We start from the raw sequence: 26,614 nt of genomic DNA, 5'->3' as shown, positions 1-26,614 counted from the left end.
GCAGATCGTGGCGTTGGCCATGCTGATGGTGCCCTCGGCGGCGCTGACCGTGCCCTGGGTGATGGCGGCCCAGGCGCTCTCGGGCATCGCCAAGGACCTCAACAAGATGAGCGCCAAGAGCGCGGTCAAGGTGCTGGTGCCGAAGGACAGCCCCAGCGCCGGCAGCGCCCTCTACCGCTGGGTGGCGATCCTCACCGGCTCAAAGAACGCGCTGAAAGGCGCCGGCTTCTTCCTGGGCGGGCTGCTGTTGACCCTGGTCGGCTTCCAGGGGGCGGTGGGTCTGATGGCGCTGATGCTGGTCGCGGTGCTGGCCATGTCGCTGGTCCGGCTCAAGGCCGACCTGGGGCGTCAGAAGCGCAAGCCGAAGTTTTCCGAGGTGTTCTCCAAGTCGCGGGCCATCAACGTGCTCTCGGCGGCGCGGCTCTGCCTGTTTGCCTCCCGGGACGTCTGGTTCGTGGTGGCCCTGCCGGTGTTCCTCTATGACCAGCATGGCTGGAGCCACTGGACGGTAGGCGGCCTGCTGGCCGTGTGGGTGATCGGCTACGGCGGCGTGCAGACCCAGGCGCCACGTCTCACCGGCCTGGTGAAGGGCGGGGCGCGGGGCGTCACCGTGTTCTGGGCCCTGGCGCTTGCCGGCCTGCCGGCGCTCCTGGCGCTGCTGCCGCTGGCCGAGGTGGGCTGGCTGGTGGTGGGGCTGCTGGCCTTCGGCGTGCTGTTCGCCATCAACTCCAGCTGGCACAGCTACCTGATCGTCCATTACGCCCGCGCCGACGGCGTCTCCATGGACGTGGGCTTCTACTATATGGCCAACGCCATGGGGCGCCTGCTAGGCACGTTGCTCTCCGGCTGGGTCTACCAAGTGTATGGGCTTTCCGCCTGCCTGTGGATCTCCGCCGCCCTGGTGGCGGCCAGTGCCTTGATGGCCCTAGCGCTGCCGCGGGAGACGGCGGGACGATGAGCCGGTGACAGGCGGGGGTTCGCGGACCGGGCTGACGCTGACCCTGGGTACCACCCAGACCCTGGCGTGGGCCTCCAGCTACTATCTGCCGGCGATCCTGGCGATCCCCATGGCCAGGACGTTGGGGGTATCGAGCGCCTGGGTCTTCGGCGCCTTCTCGCTGGCCCTGGTGATCTCGGCTCTGTTGGGCCCCTTCGTGGGTCGCTGCATCGACCGACGGGGTGGCCGCGACATGCTGGTGACCTCCAACCTGGTGCTGGCGTTGGGGCTTTTCGTCATGGCCATGGCACAGGGGCTGCCGGGCCTGCTGCTGGCCTGGGTGATCACCGGTATCGGCATGGCCATGGGGCTCTATGATGCTGCCTTCGCCACTCTTGGGCGGTTGCTGGGGCGCGAGGCCCGCGCCTCGATCACTGGTGTCACCCTGATCGCCGGCTTTGCCAGCACCATCGGCTGGCCGCTCTCGACCTGGCTGGAGCTCGAAACGGGCTGGCGGGACACCTGCCTGACCTGGGCCGGCCTGCACCTGCTGTTGGGTCTGCCCCTCAACTTGCGTCTGCCTCGGGCAGGGGCCATCGAGGCGCTGGAGGGGCACGATGATGACGCCCCGCCGCCCAAGCGGCCGCGCCTGGTCATGGGCCTGCTGGCCTACGTGTTTGCCGCCGGCTGGTTTGTCTCCACGGCCATGGCAGCGCATCTGCCTCGCGTGCTTCAGGAGACCGGCGTGTCGCTGGCGGTGGCGGTGGCAGCGGCCGCCCTGGTCGGTCCCGCCCAGGTTGCCGCTCGCCTGGGGGAATTCGTCCTGCTGCGCCATTTCCACCCATTGGCCTCGGCCCGCCTGGCAACCACCCTCCATCCGCTGGGCGCCGCCTTGTTGGCACTCTTCGGCATGCCAGCGGCGGGCTTCGCGCTGCTGCATGGCGCAGGCAACGGGATGATGACCATCGCCTCGGGAACGCTGCCACTGACCCTGTTCGGCCCCAGGGGGTTCGGTCGTCGCCAGGGCTGGATCATCGCCCCAGCCAGGGTCGCCCAGGCGGGGGCACCGCTGGCCTTCGGCCTGCTGCTGGAGAGCCGCGGCGCCGGCGCCCTGTGGCTGACATCGATGCTGATGCTGGCGGGATGCCTGGCGCTGCTGATGGTCCGACGGCCGACCTGAGGCCTTGTGTCGCTGTCGAACGCGCGGCGTTTGGCGTAAAATTCGATATTTAACTGGAACATGGTGGAAAAACCCTTGATCCCGCTCGAACCCGTTCGTCTGTTCAAGTGCCTGGGCGATGAAACGCGCCTGATGCTGACGCTGCTGATTCGCCGCGAGGGGGAGCTGTGCGTCTGCGAGATGACTCATGCCCTCGACGAGTCACAGCCCAAGGTATCGCGCCACTTGGCACAGCTTCGCACCTGCGGGCTGCTGAGCGATCGCCGCGAGGGCCAATGGGTCTACTATCGGCTTGCCGACACGGTGCCGGACTGGGTCGGCGAGGCGCTGCTGGCGGCCGACAAGGGCCAGGGCGAGCGCCTCTCGAGCCTGCAGGTTCGTCTGGCTGGCATGGGCAACCGCCCCGAACGGCAGCTGGCAATGTGCTGAGGCGAAGTGAGTGCCTGATGTCCCTTTCCCTGACCGATGCTTCCCCCGCGGTCCGAGCATTATCGACTAGCCTTGAACAATACGGCGGAATCCTTGCAGACCCAGTCGTCTGTCGGCGTGCTGCGAGATGCCTCCCATGCCATCTGCAGGGCTTTTGCAGATGGAAGTAACGCTCGAAGCTGTTCCGGCGACAGGTCTTCGGGGAGGCGCTGTGAACCCCTCCCTGGGCGCTACCGATGCCATCCCTGGTATAGGACCTCCCCTTCGACCTGTCCCCGGCGCCTCTCGCTTCGGGTAACTACGATTGCCCTGATGCCATCTGCCGGAGCTTTGACAAGTGGAATTCAAGGATTACTACCAGGTGCTCGGGGTGGCGAAGACCGCGACGGCCGAGGAGATCAAGAAGGCCTACCGCAAGTTGGCGCGCAAGTTTCATCCGGATGTCAGCAAGGAGCCGGAAGCCGCGCAGCGGATGCAGGAGATCAACGAGGCCAAGGCGGTGCTGTCCGACCCTGAGAAGCGGCTCGCCTATGACCAGCTGGCCCAGCAGTATCGGTCCGGCCAAGACTTCCAGCCGCCACCGGACTGGGATACGGGCTTCGAGTTCAGCGGTCGAGGTTTCGAGGAGGCCGATCTCGGTGAGTTCAGCGACTTCTTCGCCAACCTGTTCGGTCAAGGCGGCCGCGCGGGACGAGGGGGGCGTGGTTATCGGGTGCGTGGTGAGGATCGTCACGCCAAGATCAACATTGATCTCACCGATGCCTACCAGGGCGCGACCCGGGCGATCACCCTGCAGGTGCCCCAGGTCGATGCGCAAGGACGTGTGATCTCCCGCGAGCACACCCTCAACGTGCAGATACCCAAGGGCATCAAGGCCGGCCAGCATATCCGCCTGACGGGGCAGGGCAGCCCTGGTGTTGGCGGTGGGCCGGCGGGTGATCTGTACCTGGAGATCCACTTCACGCCGGATTCGCGCTATCGCGTCGAGGGACGGGATGTCCATCAGACGGTACCGGTGACGCCCTGGGAGGCCGCCTTGGGGGCCAGCATCGAAGTGCCGACGCCTTCGGGCGTGGTGAAGCTCAAGGTGCCCGAGGGATCACAGACCGGTCGCCGATTGCGCCTTAAGAGGCGCGGCATCCCCGGGACTGAGCCGGGCGATCTCTATGTGGAGCTCGAGGTGGTGCTGCCCCCGGCCGATACCGACAGGGCCCGGGAGCTCTATGAGACCATGGCGCAGGAACTCGCGTTCGATCCGCGCCAACGGAAGGGAGGCTAGCCCATGACGCATCAACCTATCGTCAGCGGCGAACTCATCGACGAGGCGACCCTTTCCCTCGAGGAGCTGGCGCGTGCCTGCGCCGTGGACACCGAGTGGGTCGTCGAGCGCATCGAGAGCGGCCTGCTGGCCGATGGCTCGCCCTATGTGGCGAGCTGGCGTTTCACCAGCTATGACCTGACTCGCGCCCGACGCCTGTGCCAGCTCGAACGTGACTTCGAGGCAGCACCCGAGCTCGCCGCCCTGGCGGTCGACCTGATCGAGGAGAACCAGCGCCTCAAGGAACGACTGCGGGCCGCCGGTCTGCCTGATGACCCACCCTGAGTCAGCACCGCTCACCGGTGGGGCAGCGAGCGGCATATTCCCTGGACTCCTGCTGCAGCACGCTGTGGCGTAGTGCGAAGCGCTCATGCAGCATCTCGGTCGCCTGCTCGAGCAGGGCATCACGGTCGACATCCTCGGCGTCGATGACCAGATGGGCGGTGAGCGCGTTGTCCGAAGTGCTCATGGCCCAGGCGTGCAGGTCGTGGACGTCCACCATCCCGGGCAGCGCCAGCAGGGCCTCTCGCACCGCCTCCATGTCGAGCCCTTCCGGCACACCATCGAACAGCAGGTGCAACGAGCGATGGAACAGCGACCAGGTGCCCACCACGATCACCAGGGCGATCGCCAGGCTGACCACCGGGTCGATCCAGGTCCACCCCCGCCAGAGATAGAGCCCCCCGGCCACCACGACGCCCAGCGAGACCAGGGCATCGGCGGCCATGTGCAGGAAGGCGCCGCGAATGTTCAGGTCCTGCCGGCTTCCGGCCAGAAACAGCCAGGCCGTTACTGCATTGATGACCACCCCGATCCCGGCGACCACCATCACCGTGCCGGCATCGATGCTTGCTGGGGTCTGCAGGCGCTGCACGGCCTCCCAGGCCAGGATGCCCATGGCCACCAGCAGCAGGGTGGCGTTGGTGAAGCTGGCCAGGATCGAGCCTCGCTTCCACCCGTAGGTGTGACGGGCATTCGGACGGAGGCGAGCGGCGCCGAAGGCCGCCCAGGCCAGCAGTAGGCCCCCCACGTCGCTCAGGTTGTGGCCGGCATCGGCCAGCAGGGCCAGGGAACCGGTCTTCCAGCCGTAGAAGGCCTCGACCAGCACGAAGGCCAGGTTGAGCGTGATGCCGATGGCAAACGCCTTGCCGAAGCTGACCGGGCCGTGGTCGTGGTCGTGAGTCATTGGCGTCGCATCACGCCGGTGAGCCGGGTCCCCTGGGCCACGGTGTTGAAGACGGTGCCGAACTTCCTGACGTTGTCGTGCAGCCGCTCCAGGCGCTGGTCGCTCTCGTCAGTATCGACCCGGATCTCATAGTCGATGCTTTCCATGCAGGGTGGAGCATCCTGGCGTACCCCGTGGAGGCGGACCTCCACGCCCCTCAGCTCGAACTTGAGGATGGGCGTGACGCGCTCGATGCTCTTGAGCATGCAGCCGGCGAGTGCTGCCATCAGCAGCTCCGCGGGGTTGAAGGCGTCGAGCCGGCCGGCCAGGTCGGTGTCGAGGGTCAGGGTGGCCGACTTGCAGCGGGCCTCGCTGCCGTGGGCGTCGAGGCGTCGGGCGCTGACCTCGAAGGTCATCTTGGTGGCGGGTTCGTTCATGGTGGCCTCCGGCAAGAGGGGGCGACGATGAGTGCACCCCCGGTTATCAAGACAATGACTCGATGAGGCATGGCGGGTTTCAGCCGTCACCAGGTTTTCCTGCATTCAGGCTTGCCAACGGGGGAATTCGTATCCCTCGATATACCTTACAACACGACGGCCATCTCGTGTGATGCTCGTCGATCACCAAGGTATGCCGGTGCTGGTGCCGGTTTCCGGGGTGATGGTGGGGAGAAGGTCGCCGGCACCATCACTCGGGCCGCCAGTGCATGGTCGGTGCTGTTGGAAGCCAGCTGCATCAGGTAATGATGGCCAATCATATCCCGGGTGATCATTCATCCGGCATGAGAGCTATCCTTCATGCTGCGGTAGCCTAGACTATCAGCGTGAAGTTCAGGGTCTGAGTCGGCACGCGGATAGAGAGTCGTCGATAAAATGTAGTCGAAGCCTAAAAGGAAAAACTGTCATGTATGAAACGATGCCTGGTTCGGGAATGTGGCCCTTTGGCCCGTTTGTCATGCTGATCATGGCAGTGATCATTATCATTCCGTTCTGGTTTATCTTCTCGAAGGCGGGCTATTCGAGATGGCTCAGCCTGCTGATGGTCGTCCCCATCGTCAATCTCATTGCGCTTTATTTTCTTGCCTTTTCCGCCTGGCCCAGCTTGCGAAAGCATGACTGAGCGACATCGCCGGATATCCGGCAGCCAGAGTTCAAGATGATGAAAACATGACGCGAAAACGCATGCTCCCATGGGTGCTGATGCTGTTGGTCGCCGCAGTGGCTTCCGCCGGGATCTGGTTGATATGGCTCAAGCCCGTGGAGGTGCGGGTCGCCAAGGCCGAACACGACGTGCCCATCACGGTCTTCGGCCTCGGGACGATCGAAGCAGAGGTCCGATCCGATATCGGTTTCGAGACGGGGGGAACCCTCGTCGAGCTTCTCGCCGACCATGGCGATAGCGTCAAGCGTGGCGAGGCACTTGCCCGGCTCGACAGCCGCGAGCAGGAGGCGCGTGTCGCCCAGGCCAAGGCGGCCGTCCAGCAGGCCGAGGCGGCCGTAGCACAGGCAGCGGCGAATGTGGAGCGCGCAGACGCCATACTCGATGAGAAAAGGCTGACAAATAATCGCGTGCAGGCGCTCGTTCAGCGCGGTACGACGTCGCAACAGCTGGCAGATGAAGCCCAGGCCGCGTTCGGTATCGCCACCGCCGACCTCGCCCAGGCGCGCAGCGCCGTGACCGTGGCCCAGGCCTTTGTCGAGCAGACCAGGGCGGCGCTGGCACTCGAAGAGACGCGACTCGCCAGATACCGCCTTCATGCCCCCTACGACGCCCTCGTCATCAAGCGCCATCGCCAGCTCGGCTCGTCTCTCAACGCGAACGAGACGGTCTTCACGCTCGTCGACCCTGCCACGATCTGGGCGCTCGCCTACATCGACGAGGCACGGGCGGGCGCCATCGAGGTCGGCCAGCCGGCCGAGGTGATACGCCGATCGGCATCGGATCTGCGCATGCCCGCCGAGGTCGTGCGCATCGAGATCGAGAGCGACCGCGTCAACGAGGAGTACCGGGTCTACGTCCGCTGCCGCGGCTGTCCACTGCCGTTTCATCTGGGCGAGCAGGCCGAGATTCGGATCACCGCCGCGACCCTGCCGATTGCCCATCTCGTCAGGATGAACGCCCTCGCCAATATCAGGGGTAACAGCGCGACCGCCTGGACCGTCGAGGATGGCCGGCTCCATCAGCGCCAGGTGAGGCTCGGCCACCGCACGCTCGATGGCCGGGTCGAGATCGTCAGCGGCGTGCCGGAGGGCGCGAGGCTCGTCGATGGTCCCACCCAGGAGCTCCAGGCGGGGCGCAAGGTCACGATCGTCGACGGAAGGGAAGCGGAATGAACCTCGCCTGGCGCGATATCCGCCACAACCTGGGACGCTTCCTGCTGACGTGCCTCGGCTTGAGCCTGCTGCTTGCCGTGGTGATCACCATGGCGGGTATCTATCGGGGCCAGACCGCCGATGCCCTTGCGCTCACCCAGGCCGTTGACGCCGACATCTGGGTGGTCGAGGCAGGGACGAACGGGCCGTTCGCGGAAGCGTCGCGCATCCCCGGTGACACGCGGGAGGTTGTGTCGCGGATCAATGGCGTTGCCGAGGCTGGGGCCATCACCTTTCAGAACGTGCAGATGGAACATGCCGGTCGCAAGCTGCGCCTTCAGATCATCGGCTATGAGCCGAGCCGGCCGGGTGGACCCCCGCGTATCGTCGCGGGCCGCGACATGACACGAAGCCATTATGAGCTGATCGCCGACCGCAAGACTGGCCTTGCCGTGGGCGAGGTGCTGCAGCTGGGACGAAGAGGCCATGACTACACCGTCGTCGGCTTGACCTCGGGCGTTGTCAACCTCTCGGGGGATGCGATTGTCTATGCAACGTTGAGGGACGCCCAGGAGCTGCAGTTCGAGCAGGCGCCGGCGGCAGTGCGGCGGGAATCGTCTCGCGGGCCGCAGCGCACGCCCAGCGATCTGGTCAATGCCGTGGTCGTCAGGCTTGAGCCCAACTTCGCCGCCGCCGAGGTGGCTGATACGATCCGCCGCTGGAAGCATCTCTCGGCCCTGACGGACACGCAACAGGCGGAGCTTTTGACCCGCACGGTCATCGAGCGTGCGCGTCGCCAGCTCGGGCTTTTCATGGGGGTGCTCACGGCGGTGTCCGCCGTGATCATTGCCCTCATCATCTATACCCTGACCATGGACAAGATCAGGGCGATCGCGATGCTGAAGCTGATCGGTGCGCCCGATCGCACCATCGTCGGCCTCATCCTGCAACAGGCCCTGTTGATGGGCGGCGTGGGATTCATGGTGGGCACCCTGCTGGTCTACGCGTTCAACGGCTTTTTTCCCAAGAACATCGCCATGCTCCCCGAGGACCTGGCCATGCTGTTCGGGGTCGTCGTGCTGGTCTGCCTGCTGGCGAGCCTGCTCGGCGTGCGTGCGGCACTGCGCGTCGATCCCTCCCAAGCGCTGACGGGCTGATGGCATGACGGAGACACTCAAGCCTCACCCGCTGGTGGAACTCAGGGGCATAACGAAGCATTTCGGCGAAGGCCAGACTCGTGTTTATGCGCTGCGTGGCATCTCCATGACGGTGTTATCGGGTGAGGTCGTTGGCCTGCTGGGGCCATCGGGTTCAGGCAAGACCACTCTGCTCAATGTCATCGGTGCGATCATTGCTCCGAATGAGGGCTGGATGAGGCTGGACGGTGAGGTGGCGTACGACAACCGCTGGCTGAGGCGGGACCTGCGCCGCCTGCGACTGGAAAAGATCGGTTTCATCTTCCAGAACCACAACCTGCTCTCCTTCCTCAACGCGATCGACAATGTCGCCTTGGTGCTGCAACTTGCCGGCCTGCCTCGCGAGGAGTGCACCCGACGCGCCATGGAGTTGCTGGACTATCTCGAGGTCGGGCATCGCAAGCATGCCATGCCCTCACAGCTCTCTGGCGGCGAGGCACAGCGCGTCGCCATTGCCCGTGCGCTCGCCAACCGGCCGCGCATCATCCTCGCCGACGAGCCGACCGCGGCGCTCGATTCGGTGCGCGCCGGCATCGTCATGGACCTGCTGCGGAAAGTTGCCGTCGAGCAGCAAGCCGCCATTGTGGCAGTGACCCATGATGAGAAGATCTTCGATCGATTCGACCGAATCTTCAGGTTGCGAGACGGGGTGCTGGCTGGCGCCGAGGAGCAGGCCTGACACCGGACGCTCCAGGCGCTGCGCCACCGGGAATCATATCCGCCGCTCGGCGACCAGCTCGCCATCACGCACCGCGATGACACTGCCCCGTGGCAGCGGCTGCCAGCCACCCTCCGACAGCGGCACGCTGGAGAGCAGCATGGCACGCTGGGACTGGTCGGACTGTGGCGACCGGGGCCTCTCCAGCAGCTCGCTGGCCGACTGCCTGGGACAGGCCAGCCGATAGAGCCCGGGGGGCTCGACGCGCCCGGTGTCGGGATGAAGGCGGCGGTCGGCATGGGCGAACAGGGTGTCGCCATCCGCATAGAGGAAGTTGGCGGGGCCGAGGCGGCGCAGGGTGGCGGCCATCTCGGCGACCACTTCCAGCCGAGCCTCCAGGGAGGGCAGGGCGTGAGGCGGTGTGGAAAGCCTCTCCATGCCCGACAGCAGTCGGCAGAAGGCCAGTTCGGAGTCGGTGGCGCCCACCGGTCGATAGTGTCCCGTCGGGGCCTCGGCCTCTTCGAACAGGCGCGTCAGGTTGCCGTTGTGGGCGAAGCCGTGGATCCGACCGTTGAGCTCGCGAAGGTAGGGGCCGGTATTGGCCAGCTCGATCTGCCCCTGGGTGGCGTGCCGGATGTAGCCCAGCGAGAGCCGCGTCGGGGGGCCGTTCGCCTCCAGCCAGCGGACCATGGCGCTGGCATCGGCGGCCTCGGTGCCGCGATAGAGGGCCACATCCCGGCCCTGGTAGAAGGCCAGCCCCCAGCCGTCCCGGTTGCGGCTCTCCCCCCGGGCATGGGAGGCCAGCGCGGTCAGCGAGGAGGTCAGCCGCGTCGGAAGGCGGCATGACAGGGCGAGCAGTTCACACATCGCGATTGACCCTCTGCAATGCCATGGACGGCGGCGGGCCTTGTCGCTGGCCTCACTCGTCGAGGTTGACCCAGCGGATCGGCTGGTAGTCCAGCTCTCCCTGGGGCGGCTGCCTGCCGGGGTGGACCTCCAGGATACGCAGTTCCCAGGTCACCGTCCTGCCCGCCAGCGGGTGGTTGCCGTCGAGCATGGCGCCGCGCTCGGTGAGGCCGACCACCTTCAGCGAGAACTTGCCGCGCTGGCCGCCCGGGGTCAGCGTCATGCCGACGCGGATCTCCCGGCCCGGCGGCAGGTTGTCGCGCACCGCCTCGAAGACCAGCTCCGGCCGGTGGGGGCCGTAGGCCTGCTCCGGCGTCAGCGTCACGCGAAGCGCGTCGCCCGCCCGGCAACCCTCCAGTGCCGCCTCCAGCGCCGGCAGCATCTGCCCCGTGCCGTGCACGTAGCGCATCGGTGCCTCGGGCGTCGAGGCCGCCAGGCGTTCGCCATCCTCGCCGGTCAGCACGAATTCGGCGGTGATCTCGCACATTGGGCCGATGCGTGTCATCGCGGTCTCCTCTCGGGTCATCTCTGCCTCGCCTTCAGGCCGGCCCCGGGCGGGCGCATGACCGCGGCGTCATCCCGGCCGTCGCGACAGCGCGGACACACGGCGAGGTGGTCGGCGCTGACGCCGGCCGCGGCAAGCCGCCGGCGTATCTCCGCCATGACCGGGTCGCTCTCGAAGGCCTCGCCGCAGGCCCGGCAGATGAGCGTCTCCCGCGGGGCCTCGCTGGCCTCGAAACGCGCCATCGCGACGCTGGCATCCGGGCGTTCCGGGGCGGGAGAAGCTGCCTCGACCGGGCCGGGCACCCGGGGCTCCAGACGGGCGAGCTGCCATTGCAGGTGGGATTGGGTGAGTTCGACCAGCAGGCGCCAGGGCCGGGTGGTGGTATCGCCGTCGGCCTGGACCACCTTGCGGCGGATGCCCGCCAGAGCGGGCAGGGTGACGTCGCGCAGCATGGCGACGGCGTCCGTCAGGGCGGGGGTGGCGTTCGCCCCGGCTTCCCGGGCCTCCAGGGCGGCGCTGTAGACCCAGGCCAGCCACTGCAGGTTGAGGGAAAGGTGGTCGGGCAGGTCGCGGAAGGCCGGGTCGCGCTCCAGGCCGTGACGTCGATACAGCGTTTCCATGTGCGTCACGCTGCGCGCCATCAGGCCGCCGTCCAGGTAGGCGCCAAGGTTGAGCGGGGCCGGGGCCGGCGGCGTCAGGAACAGCCGGCTGTAGCCGAGGATCAGCTGCTGGGTGTCGGTCAGGGCCGCAAGCGCTATATCCAGTGCCGCCAGGTGCTCGTCATCGAGCTCCGGCAGCGCCTCGGTCAGGTTGTGCAGGTCATCGAGCAGGGGGCCGCGGGTCTCCTCCAGGGTCACGCCCGTGTGATGGGCGAGGAAGGCCCGGGCGAGGCACAGGTTGAGCTCGGCGGCCGGCAGCAGTTCAGGGTGTGGCGAATCGTGTGTCATCTGGCTGACGGGGCGGCCTGCCGGCTCGACAGGCCGCCCCTGCTCCTTGGGATGCGGCGGAAGGGAGGTCAGGCGGGGCTTGCCGCGGTCTTGTCGGCGGCTTCGGCCAGCCTTGGCGGCATGTCGCCGAGGTTCAGGAATCGCTCACCGAGCACGAACAGCACCAGGCACAGCGCGGCGCCAAACAGCGTCAGGGCCCATTCGGTGGCGGAGGGCGCATATTCGATCAGGTTGGGTACCCAGCTGCCCTTGAACAGCGGCACCACCTGACCGCCGACCACGAAGAAGACCCGTTCGGTGAACATCGCCAGGGTCACCAGCAGTGCCGCCAGCACCTGGACGCCGGGGCGCTGGCGTAACCCGGTCAGCAGCAGCGCGAAGGGCAGCAGCAGGCCGATGACCAGCGCGGTCAGGTAGAGGCCGGAGTCCAGCAGGTAGTCGGTCCAGACCACCCGGATCTCGGGGTTGTTGCTGTAGAGCCCGGTGATGGCGCGTACCAGGATCAGCACCAGGGTGGCGCCGATCAGCGCGGCGAAGAGCCTAGGCAGCGCCCCGGTGAGCAACGCCTGCAGGGCGGCGGGCATGCGCCGACGATCGAAACCGTAGGCCAGGTAGGTCAGCACGATCAGCACGGCCAGGCCGCTGGTGATGCCGGTGGCGTAGAAGTAGACCGGCATCAGGGCATCGAACCAGAAGGGCCGCATGCTCATCATGCCAAAGATCAGCGCCAGGTTGCCGCTGGCCAGCAGCACACCGATGAAAGAGGCGATGCCCACCTGCCTGGCGGTACTGCTGTCCCAGTGCCCGCCCTGCAGCTTGCCGAACTTCCACAGCAGGAACAGCAGGTCCAGGGAGTAGAAGACGCCCATCCAGAACATCGCCGACTGCACCTGCAGGTTCGCCGGGATCACCCACAGCATGCGGAAGGGGTGACCCAGTTCCAGGGCCAGCACTGCCATGCCCGAGACCAGCAGGGCGAAGGCCAGGAAGATGCAGCGCTTGGCCAGCGGGTAGTAGGCCTTGAAGCCGAATACCAGCGGCAGCGCGGCGACCAGCCCCAGCCCCGAGGAGGCCAGCGCGAAGTAGACATAGGTGGCGATGGGCTGCCCCCAGGGCAACACCGAACTGGTATTGAAGGAGGTGTGGCCATGGGTCGCGAGCTGGGCGAAGGCGAAGCCCAGGCTGCCCAGCAGGACCACGCCAGCGATCACCAGCAGGCCCCAGCCCAGCGGCCCCTGGAGGGCGTTGTCATGAGTGCGAGTGGTCATGCGTCATTCTCCCTGTCGGCGGGGGTGAATGCGGGAACGCCGGCGCCGGCGCCGAGGTAGTAGACCTGGGGCCGGTTGCCGGTATGGTCCTTGAGGCGTACGCCATGCTTGTCGCCGATCAGCTGGTTGACCTGGCTGTCGGGGTTGTCCAGGTCGCCGAAGTAGCGCGCCTTGGGGGCGCAGGTGCGCACGCAGGCCGGCACGTACTCCTTGACCTCGGGGTTGTCCTCGTCGAGGTCGGCGACCCCTTCCGGGGCATGGCGCACCTTGTGGTAGCAGAAGGTACACTTGGAGACCACCCCCGCCGGCTGGATGCCGATCCCGCGGCGCCAGTCCTCCTCCGGGTTCTGGTAGGGCGGGCTCCACAGCTGGCCGTTCTCGCCGGGGAACACCTCGCGGATGTCGGGCTCGATCAGCGGCTTCTCGTCGGCGTAGAAGCGCACGCCGTAGGGGCAGGCGATCATGCAGTACTTGCAGCCGATGCACTTGTTCCAGTCGACGAAGACGATGCCGCCGGCCTCCGGGTCCTTGTAGGTAGCCCGGGTCGGGCAGACGTGCACGCAGGAGGGGTTCTCGCACTGCATGCAGGGGCGCGGCAGCCACTTCATCTGGCCGCTGGGGTTGTCGCCCTCCGTGTAGTAGAGCACGTCCTGCCAGGTCTCCCCCGGCAAGGTGTTGTTCTCCATCGAGCAGGCGGTGGTGCATGCCTGGCAGCCGGTGCACTTGTCCAGGTCGATGACCATTCCCCACTTAGCCATAGTCGTTGTCCTCCAGCCGTGTTCGGTCAGGGTGAGCGGGATCAGGCGCGTTCCAGCCTGACCTTGCCGGTGTAGTAGCTCGCCAGACCCGAGATCGGGTCTGACACGTTGGCGGTGATCTCGCTGGAGTTGCCCGGCCCGCGCCCCTTGGCCCAGCGTCCCTGGGCCCAATGGCCGAACTCGAAGGGCAGCACCAGGGTGTCGCGGCGGTGCGAGGCGACGAAGCGGCACTCCGCCTCGATGCTGGCCACGTCGGAGATGATCCGGACCCGGTCGCCGTTGCGGATGCCGCGCTCCCTGGCCGTGTCGGGGTGCACCTCCAGGTAGACGGTATTGCGGCCGCCGACGATCGGCTGGTGCACCATCATCTGCTGGGGAATGTTGGCGCCGCGCCCCTCGGCGTGCAGCGGGGTCTTGGGCGTCACGAAGTGCAGGTCGCCGTCGCCGCCGGTGTAGACGGGCGCGACCCACTGCACCAGGCCGACGCGCTCGCGTGGGATGCCCAGTTCGCGCTCGATGTAGTCGGCATGCTGTTCCAGGTAGCCGGAGCGCACCTCGAACTTGCCGGAAGGCGTCTTGAACAGGTGCTCCTTGACCTCCTCGGGGCTCATCTGGCGAGCGTAGCGCTGGCCATCCCACTCGTAGAACTCGCCGCGGATCTGGCGCCAGCGATAGGGCTTCTTGTACCAGACGCCCTTCTCCTTCCAGCTCTCGAAGCCGTCGACGCCGTTGTCGCCCGGGTCGTTGGCGAAGCCCGCCGCCAGGTGGCGGATGTAGTTCTCGACGCTGCCGAGCTCGCGGTAGTAGTCGCCCGTGGGTCCCTCGATGCGCTTGCCCAACTCGATGATCACGTCGCCGTACATCCTGGTGTCGTGGATGGGCTCCACCGCCGGGGTGCGCAGCTCGGCCATGGGCCAGCCCTCGAAGGGGTAGGTCGGCACGTCCTGGGTGCGCTCCAGATAGGTGCAGTCGGGCAGCACGATGTCGGCGTACATGGCCGTCTCGCCGGGGAAGGGCGAGGTGTCGATGATGAAGACGTTCTTCAGCGCTTCCTCCCAGACCTGGGGGTTGGGCGCCGACCAGATAGGATTGGTGTAGTAGAACATCGCCGTGTCGATGGAGTAGGGATCGGCGTCGAGATGGTTGCGGGCACACTCCTGCATCATGTTGCCGACCATCGGCCAGCGCTCGGTGCCCTTCATGTCGAGGCGTGGCTGCTCCTTCCAGGCGCCGTTGCGGGCGTAGTCGTCCTGGTAGTCCTCCACCTCCACCGGCAGCTTGCCGTAGGAGGGGCCCACCTGATAGCCCAGGCCGCCCTCGGCGAACAGCGATCCGACCAGGGCGTTGAGGCTGTGGATCGCCATGCCATTGTAGGTACCGTTGGAGTGGCCGGTGGCGCCACGCTCGAATAGCGCCACGGCGGGGCGGGTCGAGCCGAACTCCATTCCGGTGCGGCGGATGTCTGCGACGGGAATGCCGGTGACCTCCTCGGCCCACTCGGGGGTGCGGTCCTTGAGTTCCTCGTTCCACCAGTCGGCCAGACCGTGCACCCACTTCTCGGAGAAGGTGACGGACGAGATGCGCTGGCCGGCCAGGAACCTCAGCCGGGGGTTGGTGAAGTCGCCGACAAACTCGCGGTCCCAGAGCCCCTCGGTGAGAATCACGTGGGCCACCGCCAGCGCGAAGGCACCGTCGGTGCCGGGCTTGATGTAGAGGGCCCGATCCGAAGCGGCCATGGTCGGGCTCATGCGCACGTCCACCGTGGTCACGCGTGTCTTGGGGCTCTTGGTACGCATGTGGCCCCACATCTGCATGACGTTGTTGTAGGGACGGAAGGCCTCCAGGAAGCTGGCGCCGATGATCAGCAGGTAGTTGACGTTACGGTAGTCGTAGGAGCTGTAGGAGTTGTTGCCGTCGGTGGCCTGCTTGGCCTTCTTGGAGCCGTCGGCACACATCGAGGAGTGGCCGATGGCGGCGTTGGGCGTGCCGTAGAGCTGCCCGAAGGGCCCCTGGATGCCGGCATCCGAGGCCCCCCAGCCGCGGCCGTAGAACATGGCGAAGCGGTGGGACTCCTCGCGGCGACGCAGGTCGTTCAGCCGCTCGGCCACGGTATCCAGGGCCTCCTCCCAGGAGATCGGCACGAAGCCGGGGTCCTCGTCGCGCCCCTTGTTGGGGTTGGTGCGCTTCATCGGTCCCTTGAAACGGTCCGGGTCGTAGAGGAAGTAGCTGCCCAGGTGCCCCTTGGGGCAGAGCTTGCCGTTGGAGATGGGGTTGTCGCTGGTGCCGTAGATGGCATGCACCCGGCCGTCGGTGGTATAGACGTCGATGCCGCAGCGCGCCGGGCACTGGGCGCAGACGTTCTTGGTGATCGTCGTCTCTCCGCGCACGGGCTGGGCATGGGCCTCCCGCGCCGGCATCAGGCCATGCAGGCCGGTGAGGCCGGCGCTGACGGCGCCAGCCGAGGCGCCGACGGCAGCCGACGACTGCAGGAAGCGGCGCCGGTTGATCAGGGTCTGGAACAGTTTCATCGGGTCTCCCTCGAGGTGCTCGTCCTGTTGTTCGAATCGTGCGGGTGTCGCGGGTGCTTGAGTGGCGAGAACGCCTCGCCACCGGTCGTCGTCTGTTGTTGGGCCCGTTGGCCCGTGTCAGCCGAAGAGGTCATCGAAGCTCTCCTGCATCAGTGCAGACTCGCGCCGGCAGGCCGGACAGGTGGTGGTGCTCTCGGTACCGTCCCGGGCGCTGTCGTCACCGGTCGGCATGAAGGGGCGCCCGCACTGAAAGCACGCGATGCGCCGTGCCTGTCGCAGCGTCACCGCCGCCCCGTCGCTCGTCGGGCTTGCCTCCAGGGCCCCCTCCGGGCAGGCACTCAGGCAGTGGCCGCAGTCGAGGCAGGCCTCGGGAGTGAAGGCCAGTTCGCCCTCCCGTGACTCCTGAAGCGCCTCGGTGGGGCAGACCCGCGCGCAGACGCCGTGAGCCCGGCAGGCATCGAGAGCCAGGCCGAGCCCCGGCATTGCCGGCGCCGCCTGCGGCTTGCCCAGCGCCTCGGCGGCGGCCCGCTGGCGTGCCGGACGACGCGCCCGGGGGGCGGCGTCCTCGGCGGCGATGGTCGGCAGGCGAGGCGCCGGGCGGCCGCGCAGCAGGTCGCGGCGGCTCACCGCGGCCCGGGCGGCGCGGAAATCACGGTCGGCCGGCACCTCGCCGACCGTGGCCAGTTCCTGGGCGTGCTCTCGCCAGCGGTCCTTCCCGTCGGCCGGGGCGGCCGGGCAGTCGCGGCAGCCCTCGGGCAGGGTGAGCGTGAGCGCCGCGGGAGCAGCGCGTGCCGCCAGCCAGGCCAGCAGGTCGGGGCCCAGGGCACGCAGGCAGTGCAGGCGGACCCGTTCGGAGGCCTCCTGGGCGCGGTGGCAGGCCAAGTTAAGTGACTCGCCCTGGGCCTGGCCTGTCAGCAGGGTGTCGATCTCGGCGCTTACCAGGGCCTCGCTGGGGCAGGCCGGAACGCACTGGCCGCAGCCGTGGCAGGCATCGCTGGCCTGCAGGGCAACGCCGCCGTCGCCATCTTCTTGGAAGGCGAGGGCCGCGACCGGGCAGGCGTCGGCGCAGCGCGTGCAGGCCAGCGGATGGGGCGGCGCCTGCAGGCAGCGCGACGCCACCCATCCCAGGGCGCCGTTGCCGGGCGCAAGGGGGGCGGGAGTGAGCGGGGCATGAGTGTCACGGTGCGACATGTGGGATCGCCAGCTGTGGCTGTTATGGTTATATATGTATTGACGTATATATAGGCTGAGCGTGGCAGAGGGCGCCTCTCGTTTCCATGCCGATTAGCCCAAAGTCAGAGAGCTCAGGCAGGAAAGGTTGTCCTGGATCAATTTATCTTCACGCTCAACGGGAGACGGTGGAGAGAGCATCACGCGAGGAGATGGGATGGCAGTACTGGTGGAAGCAACCGCGGTGATCGTGCGTGCGGCAGCGGTGGAGCAGCGCATTTCGGGAGGCTGGGAAGCGCTGGGTGATTGCCTTCCCGAGCAGGGCGTCTGCTCCGACGACGAACTGGTCAGCATCAGCCTGGTGGACCCTGCGGAGGTACGCAGGCTGGTGGATCGCCTGGTGGCACTGGGCTTGCGCTTCGACTGGGAGGGCAACCTGGAGGACATCGCCTTCGCGGACCAGAAGCGCGGCCTGATCACCCCCTGCGACTGGCTGACCTTCGAGACGGTCAACATCGGCATCGGCGGCACGCCGCCCGGCGTGGCGATCTGCCGCCTGGCCGGCAGCCACAGCCACGAGCTGCGGGTGCCGGACGGCTGGCGCTACCAGGGCTCGCTCAGCGAGGCGTTCGGTACGGAGGGCTCCGCAAGGTCCTGATCCCCGGGGAGTTGGCGCTGCTCAGACGGCGAAGGAATCCACATGCACGGTGCGCCTGTCGATACCCTGCCGATCGAGGAAACGGGTCAGCTCGCGCAGCATGGGCGTCGGACCGGCGGCATAGATATCACGCTGCTGTGCCAGCCAGTCCTTCCGATTGAGCACCTCCACCACATTGCCCCGGGTGACGGCGAGGCGCTCCAGCGCCGGGGGCGTCTCCTCGGGTTCGGTCGAGGCCAGCACGATGGTCAGCCCCGGTGCCTTCTCGGCAAGGGACTGCAGGGTATCGAGGGCGTAGAAGTCCGCCACGCGACCCATGCCCCAGAGCAGCACCATGTCGCGATCGGGGAACAGCTCGACCTGCTGCTCCAGCAGCGCCAGGATCGGCGCCAGCCCGGTGCCCCCGGCAATCAACAGCAGGGGAGCGTCGGGGGCGGAGCGCATGGTGAAATCACCCAGCGGGCCGCGCGCCTGCAGGACGTCGCCGACCCGCATGTCGGCAAAGGCCCAGGCCGTGAAGCGTCCCCCCTCGACGCGGCGCAGGTGCAGGCTGATGCGGCCACCGTCATGGGGCGCGTTGGCGATCGAGTAGGCGCGGGATAGGTAGGCCGAGCCCGGCTGCCATACCTCAAGGTACTGTCCGGGCACGAATTCGCAGAAACACTCGCCGGCGGTGACCGGGGCCAGGGTCAGGCGAATGACGTCCTGTGTCGCCGGGTCGATCGCCTCGACGCGCAGCTCGATGATGCGGTCAGGGTGGGGAATGGCCAGCGGCGAGGCCAGGATGTCATGGCGCGCCAGCAGGTCATCCTCGATGGCATGACGCACCTCGGCTCGGCCCTCCAGCGCCAGCACGCTGCCCAGGGGCGGGAACTCGATGGCGTTGGCGGGGCAGGTATTGGCACAGGTAGTGCAGCCGACCATGCAGTTGAGCGGGTCGACGACCACGGGTTTCTTGCGCTCGAAGTCGTAGCGATACACCAGGCGGCTGCAGCCGGTGACACAGGTGCCGCAGCCGATGCAGGCGTCCTCGATGACGGTGGGATTCCAGTGGATCTCCTCGCGTGGTACGCCGTGCCAGGGCTTGGTGAACTTGGGATCGGGCATGTTGGGGCCTCCTGAAACTGCCACTGACAGCTGCGTGGCCGTGAGTTGGACAAGCGAATGCCGGGGCAGGGTGTTGAAGCATCAGGGGCGGGAGTCTCCACTCCCGCCCCTGATGGGTGAGACATTGCCGGTGTCAGGAATAGCGCCGACGCTTGAACGAGACGTCTCGCAGGTAGGCAGGGTTGGAGCCGATGCGGCGCAGGTTGGCCCAGGTCCCCTTGTAGTAGGGAATGATGTTGCGGTCCGTCCATTCGCTGATCACGTCGCCCTGGACCCCGTTGGGGTAGCCGAACATTATGAAGACCTGTCCCCGCTTCAGGTCGGGTTCCAGGTAGGCCATGGCCATGGTCGCACCGTAGTCGTTGTAGACCTCGACGATATCGCCGTTGGCGATCCCCAGGGCCTCGGCATCCTGTGGGTGGATCTCGATCGGAGCCATGGGGTAGCGGCCCTTGCGGAAGGCCAAGTGCTGATCGTGATAGGCCGACTGCCAGATGTGGTTGGTGCGACCGTTGTTGATCCAGAAGTCGAACCTCTCCTTCTGCTTCTGGACCACCTCGGGAAGCCCGTTCCAGGGCGACGGCTGGAAGTGCGCCCTGCCATCCTCGGTATCGAACTTGCTGTCGGTATACAGCATCTCGGTGCCGATCAGCTTGCCGTCCTGGTACTCCTTGATGGGCAACTGGACGCCGTTGTTGCCGGCCTCGCGCAGGCGCTCGTAAGTGGCCAGGTGTCCCGTCGGCCCGCCCTGGCTGTCGATCTCCTTCTCATGGGCCATGCGGAAGCCGTCGTTGAAGGCGTCCTCCTCGGTCGTCCAGTCGAACCCGGCGAAACGCTCGGCCATCGCCGCGTTGCCTGCCGCTTCGTAGCGCTGCTTGAGGGCGTTGGCCATGTCGGCGGCGATCAGGCAATCCGGCTTGGCGATGCCGGGAGGGTCCATGAAGCGCTCGGACAACCGCAGCCGCCGCTCGCCGTTCATGGAGGTCAGGTTCATCTCGCCGGGATGGGTCGCCGGCAGTACCAGGTGGGAGGACTCGGCGAACTTGGTGCGGTAGAGGTCGATATCGACGATGAACAGGCCGCCCTTGTTCTTGACGGCGTCATAGACGATATCGATCAGTTCCTCGGTGGTGGCGCCCCGCGCCTCGGCTAGCGCCTGGTTGACGATGGCGGCTCGCCGCTTGATCACCTGGCGATAGGTCTCGGCATTGACGGTGGTCTGGAAGGCATTGCAGGCCCAGACCGTCAGCATCATGCCGTTGCCCTTGATCAGCTCCTGGTCGATGTAGGGCGCCGGGCGCCCGCCGGGATAGGGCGGGCGCGTATAGCCCTCCTGGTGGCCACCCATGCGCACGACGCCGGTGCCGCGGCGGCCGACGTTACGGGTGGCCACCACTAGGTTGACGATGGAAGACTGGATTCGATAGTTGTCGTTGCCCCAGATCACGCCCTTCTCGTAGGCGTGCATGGTGCGCGGGGCATGGCCGCTCTCCTTGGGCTTGTAGGCCCACTCGGCGGCCTTGATGATATCGGCTCGATCCAGCCCGGTGATCCTTGCGCACTCGTCCAGCTCCAGGCGGTTGGCGGCGAGCATCTCCTCGAAGCCGCTGGTGTGCTCGTCGATGAAGGTCTGGTCGTGCCAGCCCTGGTCCAACACGTAGGTCAGCAGCCCATTGAACAGCGCGGTATCGGTGCCCGGCTGAATCGCCAGGTGCAGGACATTGTCCTTGCCGGCGATGGTCTCGCAGATCGCCACGGTAGGTGTGCGTCGCGGGTCGACCAGGATGACCCTGCCCTTGCCCACGCTCTCGTCGGGGAACCATTCCCGCTTCTTGCCGACGTTGGCGCCCCTGAGGTTCGGCTCCCAGTGGGCCAGGAACCAGTTCGACTGCGTCTCGTAGGAGTTGCCGCCGATGGAGAAGATGACGTCGGATATCTCGGCATCCTCGTAGCTGTTGTTGAGCTCGCCGATGCCCATGTCGCGGGTCGCGTGGCACTCCGAGTTGTAGGCGGGACGGTTGTGGATGCGCACCATCTTCGTCTGCAGGCCGCTGAAGATCAGCTTGCCGGTGCCCCAAGTGTTCTCGAAACCGCCGCCGGCGCCGCCATGGTCGAAGAGGTTGAAGAACAGCTGGTCCGGGCCGTCGTTGTCGAGGATGCGCTGGGTCAGGCCGGCATAGAGGGCCATCGACTGTTCCCAGTTGCTCTCGACCCAGTCGTCACCGGTGTACACCAGGGGGTACTTAAGCCGTCGCTCGCCGATCGGGGTCGCTTCCGAATACATCACGCTGGCCATCTGGCCGCCCCGCGTCGAGGACAGCCCCTGGTTCACGCTGCACTCCTTGTCGGGAAGGATCATGATGTTGTATTCGCGACCGTCGTGATCCTTGATCCGGTTGACCATGGCCGGCGTCATGGTGAGCTGCATGGCAGGAAGCTGGCGGGTGAAGTCGAGCCCCAGCGCATTCTGGTCAGCAGCCCTGCCACCTTCCCGGTTGGCGGGCCACTTGTAGACATGGTAGCCGCAGCCGACGATGCAGAAGTGGCACGCCATGTTGGTCTTCTGGGCATCTGCCGGCGGCAGGGGGATGCGGTCCTTGAACTGCGTCATTGTTGTTCTCCCGATTCAGATGATGTTGGCCTGACGACCATAGATCAGCCCATCGACCGACACGGCAAGCAGGGCGTCTTCTGCCTCGTCATACTCCAGAATGATCCGAGGCAGGCTCTCGGTGGCATGGCCGATCACCATCTGGCCGGCGTTGTCGGGATCGAAGACGCTGTAGTGACAGGGGCACTTGAAGGTCTCGGCCTCCTGGTCGTAGTTGACCGGGCAGCCCATGTGCGTGCACTGGGTACTGTAGGCCACCACGTCCCTGTCCGGCCCCACCCCGCCCTTGACCTCACGGCCCTTGCGAATCAGCACGCAGGGCGAGCGAGTGTCGGGATAGTTGAAGTGGACGGGCTGATTGACGGCGACGTCTCCCAGCCTGGCGACCACCTCTCGCGGGTAGGGGAGGGTCGTGCTGCCGGTGGCGCCTGGGCTCTGGTCCTGCTGGGCCTTCGCAAGCGGTGACAGGGAGAGGGTGCCGACGGCAGCGCTGCTGCCGGTCAGCTTGAGGAAGTTGCGGCGGCTCAGTCGTGACATCGTTTAGGGTTCCAGGGTGTTGTTGTAGGGAAGCCGGTATCGGGCAGGTGCTTCAGAGTTATATGGATATTTGAATCATCAGATCCATTTCTCAGATTAGTTACGCCCCGGCAGGTGTGCAAGGAGGGTTGATGCCGTCGGCGCACTACTTCCACCAACAGCATTGCCATTCAGAGGGTTGGGCCAAGGCGGAGGCATCGCCCTGGGCGGGGCTTGATGGAGATCAAGATAGTCCGGTGGGGGCATCTCGGAAGAGGGCCCGTGTGAGGTATCCTCCCGGGCCCGGTATGCCGTGTTCAGCCTTTCAGCAGGCTCTCGATCCTTTCCCGGTTCGGTACGCTGCCGCTGTGAACGAGGGTGCCGTCGATGGCCACGGCGGGTGTCGACATGACCTTGTAGCCCATGATGGCCGCCGGATCCGTGACCTTTTCCACCTCGACCTCGATGCCCAACTCGCCGGCCACGGCCTCGATCTGCTCGGCGGTGGTGACGCACTTCTTGCAGCCGGTACCCAGTACTTCGATCTTCTTCATGGTCTTGCTCCTTTGCGCTTAGAGAAGTCCGCTGAACAGCCAGGGGCTCAGCAGGTTGATCAGCCAGCCAACGATCATGAAGTTGACCAGCAGGATGACGAAGATGGTGGCCAGCAGGCGCCACTGCATGACCTGCTTGAGCATGATGAACTCGGGGAAGCTGGCCGCCACGGTGCTCATGCAGAAGGCCAGGGTGGTGCCCACCGGCAGCCCCTTGAGGATCAGGCTCTCCATCACCGGGATGACACCGGTGGCGTTGGAGTAGAGCGGAAGCCCCGCCAGCACGGCGACGGGCACGTTCCACCACTGGCCGCTGCCCAGGTTCTCGGCGAACCAGCCGTCCGGCACGAAGCCATGCAGGCCGGCGCCCAGGCCGACACCGATGATCACCCACTTCCAGATTCGCCCGACGATCTCCTTGAGCTCGTCCCGGGCAAACTCATGGCGATCCTTCAGGGTGAGGGAGGGCGCCTCGGGGGCAGGCTCGTCGTCCTGGGGTGTCGCGGCGGCCTGCTGGTAGGCCTTGGCCGCGAAGTCCTTCAGCCAGCGCTCGCCCTTCATGGCATCGAGGAGCATGCCGCCGCCGATGCCCACGCCCATGCCGATGGCGATGTAGACCAGGGTGAACTCCCAGCCCAGCAAGCTCCACAGCATGATCACCGCCACCTCGTTGATGATCGGCGAGGTGAACAGGAAGGCCATGGTGATGCCCAGCGGAATCCCGGCGCTGGTGAAGCCCAGGAACAGCGGGATGCTCGAGCAGGAGCAGAAGGGGGTGATGGCGCCGAAGCCGGCGCCCAGGCCGTAGCCTGCCAGGCGATGCTTCTGCTGGATGTAGTGGCGCACCCGTTCCAGGTTCAGCGAGGCGCGCATCAGGGCGATGACGTAGATCATCACCACCAGCAGCGCGAAGATCTTGGTGGTGTCTTCGACGAAGAAGTGCAGCGAGTCGCCGAGCTTGCTCTCGGGGTCCAGGCCCGCGACGCCATAGATCAGCCAGTCGGCCAGCCAGGTAAAGACCTCCAGCATGTCATCCTCTCCCTGTGTGTTCGGTCGGTGTCACCCAGGAAGACGCAGCAGGCGGCAAAAGGATACCGGCGCGATGCAAAAAATCTCGCTTATCCTTGGTGGGCGCGATGGCAGCAGATGCCGCCCTGATCGTCGAAGACGATGCCGCACTGGGCGATGAGACGCTTACGCAGCCGCTGTCGGGCGCGGCGCAGGCGCGCCTTGGTGGCCGGCAGGCCCAGGCCATGGTCGTCGGCGTAGTCCGCCTGGCGACGCCCCTCCAGGTCGCAGCGACGCAGGATATCGCGATCCTCCGCTCCGAGATGGGGCAGCGCACGTTCGATGCAGTCGATCAGGCTCTCCACGGGGGAGGCCGTCGGCGACTCCGTGGCGATCTCGGGGGGTGCCTCGTCCGTCCAGTGTTTCGCGCGCCGCTGCTGATCGATCCACTGGTGCCGTGCCACGCGGAACAGCCAGGCACGGGGAGAATCCAGTTCGCAGAACTGCCGGCGGTGGGTCAGCGCCTTGGCATAGACGGTCTGCAGGAGGTCGTCGGCGGCATCACGATCGCCGCTGTGTCGGATCAGGAAGCCACGGAGCTCATTACGGTGAGCTTGCCAGGCGGACTCGATGCAGGCGTGTGGGTGCGGCTCGGCCGTCATCGTTGCTCTCTGTGGGTATCAGTGGGAGGTGAGGGTAGCCGCGGGTGCGCCCAGGCGCACCCGCGGCCGGCCATCAGAGGATTTCCAGCGCCAGGGCGATGCCCTGACCACCGCCGATGCACAGGGTGACGATGCCGCGGCGCTCGCCGTTGCGCTGCATGGCATGCAGCAGGCGGGTGGTCAGCACCGCGCCGCTCGCCCCGATGGGATGCCCGTGGGCGATGGCGCCCCCCTCCACGTTGACGATCTCCTGCGGCAGGCCGAGCTCGCGCTGGCAGGCCAGGGCGATGGCGGCGAAGGCCTCGTTGATCTCCACCCGGTCCAGGTCGCCCACCGACCAGCCGGCACGCTCCATCGCCTGCTTGACCGCCGGCACCGGGCCGATGCCGAAGTAGCCCGGTTCCACGGCGCCGACGCCGAAGGAAACCAGCCGGGCCATGGGCGCGAGGCCCTGTTTCTCGGCCCAGTCGCGTTCGGCGACGATCATCGCCGCCGCACCGCTGTTGAGCCCCGGGGCATTGCCGGCGGTGATGGTGCCCTCCTTGCGGAAGGCCGGTTTCAGCCGGGCCAGGGATTCCGCGGTAGTATCGCCACGGTTGTGCTCGTCGCGGGCGAAGGTGGTGGTGCCCTTGCGGGTGGTGAGCTCCACGCCGGCGATCTCGGCGTCGAAGTGGCCGGCCTCCTGGGCCTTGGAGAAGTTCAGCTGGGAGCGCAGTGCCCAGGCGTCCTGGTCGTCACGGGAGATGCCGTAGCGGGTGACCAGATCCTCGGTGTGCCAGCCGGAATGCTTGCCGCTGAAGGCGTCGTTGAGGCCGTCGAGCAGCATGGTGTCGAACATGGTCACGTCGCCCATGCGCGCGCCCCAGCGGCCCTGGGGCAGCACATAGGGCGCGCGGTCCATGTTCTCCATGCCACCGGCGATGGTGCAGTCGGCCATGCCGCTCCAGATCTCCATGGCGGCATTGGCTACGGCTTGGGCGCCGGAGCCGCAGACCCGGTTGACGGTTAGCGCCGGGACCTCCACCGGCAGCCCGCCGCCGATGCCGGCCTGGCGGCCGGAGTTCATGCGGCAGCCGGCCTGGATCACGTGGCCCATGATCAGCGACTGTACCTTGTCGGCGGCGAGCCCGGAGCGGGAGAGGGTCTCCTGAATGACCCGCGCACCGAGGTCGGTCGCGGGTGTGTCCTTGAGGCTGCCGCCGTAAGTGCCGATGGCGGTGCGCACGGGGTGGCAGATGACGACATCGCGAGATGACATGGTGTTCTCCTCATTTCGTTCGGGCAGGTGGCGGAATTGGCCGCCGGTCAGGACATCTCACCTATAGCACGCAGTTGGTGGCGAGTCCCTGACAGGTATCACTCAATGGTGATCGCCGCTGCTACGCCCTCGCCTTGGGGACGATCAATACTGGGCAGTGGGCACCGCGGGCGATGGCCTCGGCGGTGCTGCCGAGCAGGAGCTCCTGGATGCGGTTGCGCCCGCGCTTGCCGATCACGATCAGGTCGGCGTGTTCGCGCCTGGCTTCCTCGATGATGGCACGCCGCGGGTCACCGTCCAGGACTCGAGTCTCGAGGCCCTCTATGCGCTGGCCGATCTCATCGAGATGGCGTTGGGCATCGGCGATCTCGCGGTCGCACCCTTCGGAGGCACAGGTGGCCGTTACCGCCAAGCAGCGCTGGAAGCTTGGGGCGAGTCGCTCGGCCAGGGCCTCGGCGCCGCTCACCGCTTCGGAGCCATCGGTGGCCAGCATCAGCAGGCGCGAGTCGGCGCCGACCAGCGTCTCGGCCACCGGCTCCAGCCATAGCGGCAGCGCGGTCAGGCGGGCCGCATCCAGGGCCGTGCTGCCGAGGAAGAACTCGTGCAGGCGGTTGTGGCCGCGACAGCCCAGCAGCAGCAGGTCGGCACCGAGTTCGCCTGCGGCCTCGGCGAGCACGGCACCAGGCTCACCGCTGCGCACCTCGGTGTCGATCGTCAGTCCCGGGGCGGCGAGGTCGCCGGCGAGTTCCTTCAACTTGGCCTGGTAGTGCGAGCGATGGGTCTCCTCCGGGGTGGCGGGATAGCGCGAGCTGAGCACGTGGACCAGCGTCACCCGCTCGGTGGCCCAGGCGGTTAGCGTCTTCAGGCGCGCCTGCAGCAGCGGCCAGGCGGGGGAGAAATCCACGGCGACCAGGATGTGCTTGAACATGGTGGCTTCCTTTCATGTCTGGAGTATGGCGCCAA

Annotated in this window: 27 protein-coding genes; 10 read left to right on the top strand and 17 right to left on the bottom strand. The window is 66.7% G+C overall.

Going from position 1 to position 26,614, the window contains the following annotated elements:
• From arsJ to HALA3H3_RS25375, 5 genes are all read left to right on the top strand, one after another.
• Positions 1 to 958: organoarsenical effux MFS transporter ArsJ (gene arsJ / locus HALA3H3_RS25395; RefSeq protein WP_238326136.1), on the top strand; the 958-nt coding region annotated here is incomplete at its 5' end.
• Between the two features lie 109 nt (positions 959 to 1,067).
• Positions 1,068 to 2,117, top strand: coding sequence for an MFS transporter (locus HALA3H3_RS25390; protein ID WP_370657683.1), 1,050 nt, complete (start codon positions 1,068 to 1,070; stop codon positions 2,115 to 2,117).
• Between the two features lie 132 nt (positions 2,118 to 2,249).
• Positions 2,250 to 2,546 (top strand): metalloregulator ArsR/SmtB family transcription factor, encoded by a 297-nt coding sequence (locus tag HALA3H3_RS25385; protein ID WP_238326140.1) that lies wholly within the window; start codon positions 2,250 to 2,252, stop codon positions 2,544 to 2,546.
• Positions 2,547 to 2,883: 337 nt separating this feature from the next.
• A complete protein-coding gene (locus tag HALA3H3_RS25380) occupies positions 2,884 to 3,825 on the top strand; it encodes a DnaJ C-terminal domain-containing protein (RefSeq protein ID WP_022524240.1) in 942 nt (313 codons plus the stop codon).
• Positions 3,826 to 3,828: 3 nt separating this feature from the next.
• Positions 3,829 to 4,149, top strand: a complete 321-nt coding sequence (locus tag HALA3H3_RS25375; RefSeq protein WP_022524239.1) for a chaperone modulator CbpM — start codon at positions 3,829 to 3,831, stop codon at positions 4,147 to 4,149.
• A 1-nt stretch (position 4,150) separates the two neighbouring features.
• Here the strand turns inward: HALA3H3_RS25375 and HALA3H3_RS25370 are convergent, their stop codons facing one another.
• Together HALA3H3_RS25370 and HALA3H3_RS25365 are read right to left on the bottom strand one after the other, a co-directional pair.
• On the bottom strand, positions 4,151 to 5,050 hold the full coding sequence (locus HALA3H3_RS25370) for a cation diffusion facilitator family transporter (protein ID WP_022524238.1): 900 nt from the start codon (positions 5,048 to 5,050) through the stop codon (positions 4,151 to 4,153).
• Entirely contained in the window at positions 5,047 to 5,466 is a 420-nt protein-coding gene (locus HALA3H3_RS25365) for an OsmC family protein (protein WP_022524237.1), read from the bottom strand. Before HALA3H3_RS25365 ends, HALA3H3_RS25370 begins: the two co-directional genes overlap by 4 nt.
• Positions 5,467 to 5,932: 466 nt before the next feature.
• Here HALA3H3_RS25365 and HALA3H3_RS25355 point away from each other — a divergent pair, with 466 nt between their 5' ends.
• From HALA3H3_RS25355 to HALA3H3_RS25340, 4 genes are read left to right on the top strand one after another with little or no spacing between them, the layout of a single operon-like run.
• On the top strand, positions 5,933 to 6,148 hold the full coding sequence (locus HALA3H3_RS25355) for a hypothetical protein (RefSeq protein ID WP_022524235.1): 216 nt from the start codon (positions 5,933 to 5,935) through the stop codon (positions 6,146 to 6,148).
• Positions 6,149 to 6,195: 47 nt separating this feature from the next.
• Positions 6,196 to 7,362: an efflux RND transporter periplasmic adaptor subunit gene (locus HALA3H3_RS25350; protein ID WP_022524234.1), complete on the top strand. Its 1,167-nt coding sequence runs from the start codon at positions 6,196 to 6,198 to the stop codon at positions 7,360 to 7,362.
• A complete protein-coding gene (locus HALA3H3_RS25345) occupies positions 7,359 to 8,498 on the top strand; it encodes an ABC transporter permease (RefSeq protein WP_022524233.1) in 1,140 nt (379 codons plus the stop codon). Before HALA3H3_RS25350 ends, HALA3H3_RS25345 begins: the two co-directional genes overlap by 4 nt.
• A 4-nt stretch (positions 8,499 to 8,502) precedes the next feature.
• Positions 8,503 to 9,216 (top strand): ABC transporter ATP-binding protein, encoded by a 714-nt coding sequence (locus HALA3H3_RS25340; RefSeq protein ID WP_022524231.1) that lies wholly within the window; start codon positions 8,503 to 8,505, stop codon positions 9,214 to 9,216.
• Between the two features lie 33 nt (positions 9,217 to 9,249).
• On the opposite strand, the gene HALA3H3_RS25335 is transcribed toward HALA3H3_RS25340, so the two are convergent.
• The 7 genes from HALA3H3_RS25335 to HALA3H3_RS25305 form a co-directional block, all read right to left on the bottom strand.
• Positions 9,250 to 10,062: a class II glutamine amidotransferase gene (locus tag HALA3H3_RS25335; RefSeq protein WP_022524230.1), complete on the bottom strand. Its 813-nt coding sequence runs from the start codon at positions 10,060 to 10,062 to the stop codon at positions 9,250 to 9,252.
• 52 nt (positions 10,063 to 10,114) lie between these two features.
• Entirely contained in the window at positions 10,115 to 10,606 is a 492-nt protein-coding gene (locus tag HALA3H3_RS25330) for an FKBP-type peptidyl-prolyl cis-trans isomerase (RefSeq protein ID WP_158414257.1), read from the bottom strand.
• Positions 10,607 to 10,623: 17 nt separating this feature from the next.
• The gene (locus HALA3H3_RS25325; RefSeq protein WP_022524228.1) at positions 10,624 to 11,553 is read right to left on the bottom strand and encodes a molecular chaperone TorD family protein; all 930 of its coding nucleotides are present in this window, start codon (positions 11,551 to 11,553) and stop codon (positions 10,624 to 10,626) included.
• A gap of 68 nt (positions 11,554 to 11,621) precedes the next feature.
• On the bottom strand, positions 11,622 to 12,821 hold the full coding sequence (nrfD, locus tag HALA3H3_RS25320) for an NrfD/PsrC family molybdoenzyme membrane anchor subunit (protein ID WP_022524227.1): 1,200 nt from the start codon (positions 12,819 to 12,821) through the stop codon (positions 11,622 to 11,624).
• Entirely contained in the window at positions 12,818 to 13,579 is a 762-nt protein-coding gene (locus tag HALA3H3_RS25315; protein WP_022524226.1) for a 4Fe-4S dicluster domain-containing protein, read from the bottom strand. The genes nrfD and HALA3H3_RS25315 overlap by 4 nt, the downstream gene beginning before the upstream one ends.
• 41 nt (positions 13,580 to 13,620) lie before the next feature.
• Entirely contained in the window at positions 13,621 to 16,107 is a 2,487-nt protein-coding gene (locus HALA3H3_RS25310) for a molybdopterin-dependent oxidoreductase (RefSeq protein ID WP_022524225.1), read from the bottom strand.
• Between the two features lie 117 nt (positions 16,108 to 16,224).
• The gene (locus tag HALA3H3_RS25305; RefSeq protein ID WP_022524224.1) at positions 16,225 to 17,298 is read right to left on the bottom strand and encodes a 4Fe-4S dicluster domain-containing protein; all 1,074 of its coding nucleotides are present in this window, start codon (positions 17,296 to 17,298) and stop codon (positions 16,225 to 16,227) included.
• A gap of 196 nt (positions 17,299 to 17,494) precedes the next feature.
• Here HALA3H3_RS25305 and HALA3H3_RS25300 point away from each other — a divergent pair, with 196 nt between their 5' ends.
• A complete protein-coding gene (locus HALA3H3_RS25300; protein WP_022524222.1) occupies positions 17,495 to 17,935 on the top strand; it encodes a hypothetical protein in 441 nt (146 codons plus the stop codon).
• Between the two features lie 21 nt (positions 17,936 to 17,956).
• Here HALA3H3_RS25300 and HALA3H3_RS25295 read toward each other — a convergent pair whose 3' ends face one another.
• The 8 genes from HALA3H3_RS25295 to HALA3H3_RS25260 form a co-directional block, all read right to left on the bottom strand.
• On the bottom strand, positions 17,957 to 19,042 hold the full coding sequence (locus HALA3H3_RS25295) for an FAD-binding oxidoreductase (RefSeq protein WP_022524221.1): 1,086 nt from the start codon (positions 19,040 to 19,042) through the stop codon (positions 17,957 to 17,959).
• Between the two features lie 133 nt (positions 19,043 to 19,175).
• Entirely contained in the window at positions 19,176 to 21,653 is a 2,478-nt protein-coding gene (locus HALA3H3_RS25290) for an arsenate reductase (azurin) large subunit (protein ID WP_022524220.1), read from the bottom strand.
• A gap of 15 nt (positions 21,654 to 21,668) precedes the next feature.
• The gene (locus HALA3H3_RS25285) at positions 21,669 to 22,190 is read right to left on the bottom strand and encodes an arsenate reductase (azurin) small subunit (RefSeq protein ID WP_022524219.1); all 522 of its coding nucleotides are present in this window, start codon (positions 22,188 to 22,190) and stop codon (positions 21,669 to 21,671) included.
• A 296-nt stretch (positions 22,191 to 22,486) separates the two neighbouring features.
• Entirely contained in the window at positions 22,487 to 22,723 is a 237-nt protein-coding gene (locus HALA3H3_RS25280) for a thioredoxin family protein (protein WP_022524218.1), read from the bottom strand.
• Between the two features lie 18 nt (positions 22,724 to 22,741).
• Positions 22,742 to 23,752, bottom strand: a complete 1,011-nt coding sequence (locus tag HALA3H3_RS25275; RefSeq protein ID WP_022524217.1) for a permease — start codon at positions 23,750 to 23,752, stop codon at positions 22,742 to 22,744.
• Between the two features lie 89 nt (positions 23,753 to 23,841).
• Positions 23,842 to 24,393, bottom strand: coding sequence for an RNA polymerase sigma factor (locus HALA3H3_RS25270; protein WP_022524215.1), 552 nt, complete (start codon positions 24,391 to 24,393; stop codon positions 23,842 to 23,844).
• A 73-nt stretch (positions 24,394 to 24,466) separates the two neighbouring features.
• Positions 24,467 to 25,651, bottom strand: a complete 1,185-nt coding sequence (locus HALA3H3_RS25265) for a thiolase family protein (protein WP_022524213.1) — start codon at positions 25,649 to 25,651, stop codon at positions 24,467 to 24,469.
• 121 nt (positions 25,652 to 25,772) lie between these two features.
• On the bottom strand, positions 25,773 to 26,579 hold the full coding sequence (locus HALA3H3_RS25260; RefSeq protein ID WP_022524212.1) for a universal stress protein: 807 nt from the start codon (positions 26,577 to 26,579) through the stop codon (positions 25,773 to 25,775).
• Positions 26,580 to 26,614 lie beyond the last annotated feature (35 nt).

This window comes from Halomonas sp. A3H3 (assembly GCF_000982975.1).
Classification (GTDB): Bacteria; Pseudomonadota; Gammaproteobacteria; order Pseudomonadales; family Halomonadaceae; genus Vreelandella; species Vreelandella titanicae.
The sequence above is the reverse complement of the archived record's forward strand: the minus strand, read 5'-3'. Positions and strand labels throughout refer to the sequence as shown.

Bases quoted from the DNA above. Each gene is read 5' to 3' on its own strand.
- HALA3H3_RS25325 (WP_022524228.1), bottom strand. From the start codon at position 11,553: ATGACACACGATTCGCCACACCCTGAACTGCTGCCGGCCGCCGAGCTC.
- HALA3H3_RS25310 (WP_022524225.1), bottom strand. From the start codon at position 16,107: ATGAAACTGTTCCAGACCCTGATCAACCGGCGCCGCTTCCTGCAGTCG.
- HALA3H3_RS25265 (WP_022524213.1), bottom strand. From the start codon at position 25,651: ATGTCATCTCGCGATGTCGTCATCTGCCACCCCGTGCGCACCGCCATC.
- HALA3H3_RS25280 (WP_022524218.1), bottom strand. From the start codon at position 22,723: ATGAAGAAGATCGAAGTACTGGGTACCGGCTGCAAGAAGTGCGTCACC.
- nrfD (WP_022524227.1), bottom strand. From the start codon at position 12,821: ATGACCACTCGCACTCATGACAACGCCCTCCAGGGGCCGCTGGGCTGG.
- HALA3H3_RS25350 (WP_022524234.1), top strand. From the start codon at position 6,196: ATGACGCGAAAACGCATGCTCCCATGGGTGCTGATGCTGTTGGTCGCC.
- HALA3H3_RS25260 (WP_022524212.1), bottom strand. From the start codon at position 26,579: ATGTTCAAGCACATCCTGGTCGCCGTGGATTTCTCCCCCGCCTGGCCG.
- HALA3H3_RS25335 (WP_022524230.1), bottom strand. From the start codon at position 10,062: ATGTGTGAACTGCTCGCCCTGTCATGCCGCCTTCCGACGCGGCTGACC.
- HALA3H3_RS25365 (WP_022524237.1), bottom strand. From the start codon at position 5,466: ATGAACGAACCCGCCACCAAGATGACCTTCGAGGTCAGCGCCCGACGC.
- HALA3H3_RS25295 (WP_022524221.1), bottom strand. From the start codon at position 19,042: ATGCCCGATCCCAAGTTCACCAAGCCCTGGCACGGCGTACCACGCGAG.
- HALA3H3_RS25375 (WP_022524239.1), top strand. From the start codon at position 3,829: ATGACGCATCAACCTATCGTCAGCGGCGAACTCATCGACGAGGCGACC.
- HALA3H3_RS25275 (WP_022524217.1), bottom strand. From the start codon at position 23,752: ATGCTGGAGGTCTTTACCTGGCTGGCCGACTGGCTGATCTATGGCGTC.
- HALA3H3_RS25285 (WP_022524219.1), bottom strand. From the start codon at position 22,190: ATGTCACGACTGAGCCGCCGCAACTTCCTCAAGCTGACCGGCAGCAGC.
- HALA3H3_RS25290 (WP_022524220.1), bottom strand. From the start codon at position 21,653: ATGACGCAGTTCAAGGACCGCATCCCCCTGCCGCCGGCAGATGCCCAG.
- HALA3H3_RS25315 (WP_022524226.1), bottom strand. From the start codon at position 13,579: ATGGCTAAGTGGGGAATGGTCATCGACCTGGACAAGTGCACCGGCTGC.
- HALA3H3_RS25330 (WP_158414257.1), bottom strand. From the start codon at position 10,606: ATGACACGCATCGGCCCAATGTGCGAGATCACCGCCGAATTCGTGCTG.
- HALA3H3_RS25385 (WP_238326140.1), top strand. From the start codon at position 2,250: ATGCTGACGCTGCTGATTCGCCGCGAGGGGGAGCTGTGCGTCTGCGAG.
- HALA3H3_RS25355 (WP_022524235.1), top strand. From the start codon at position 5,933: ATGTATGAAACGATGCCTGGTTCGGGAATGTGGCCCTTTGGCCCGTTT.
- HALA3H3_RS25390 (WP_370657683.1), top strand. From the start codon at position 1,068: ATGGCCAGGACGTTGGGGGTATCGAGCGCCTGGGTCTTCGGCGCCTTC.
- HALA3H3_RS25340 (WP_022524231.1), top strand. From the start codon at position 8,503: ATGACGGAGACACTCAAGCCTCACCCGCTGGTGGAACTCAGGGGCATA.
- HALA3H3_RS25300 (WP_022524222.1), top strand. From the start codon at position 17,495: ATGGCAGTACTGGTGGAAGCAACCGCGGTGATCGTGCGTGCGGCAGCG.
- HALA3H3_RS25345 (WP_022524233.1), top strand. From the start codon at position 7,359: ATGAACCTCGCCTGGCGCGATATCCGCCACAACCTGGGACGCTTCCTG.
- HALA3H3_RS25305 (WP_022524224.1), bottom strand. From the start codon at position 17,298: ATGTCGCACCGTGACACTCATGCCCCGCTCACTCCCGCCCCCCTTGCG.
- HALA3H3_RS25370 (WP_022524238.1), bottom strand. From the start codon at position 5,050: ATGACTCACGACCACGACCACGGCCCGGTCAGCTTCGGCAAGGCGTTT.
- HALA3H3_RS25270 (WP_022524215.1), bottom strand. From the start codon at position 24,393: ATGACGGCCGAGCCGCACCCACACGCCTGCATCGAGTCCGCCTGGCAA.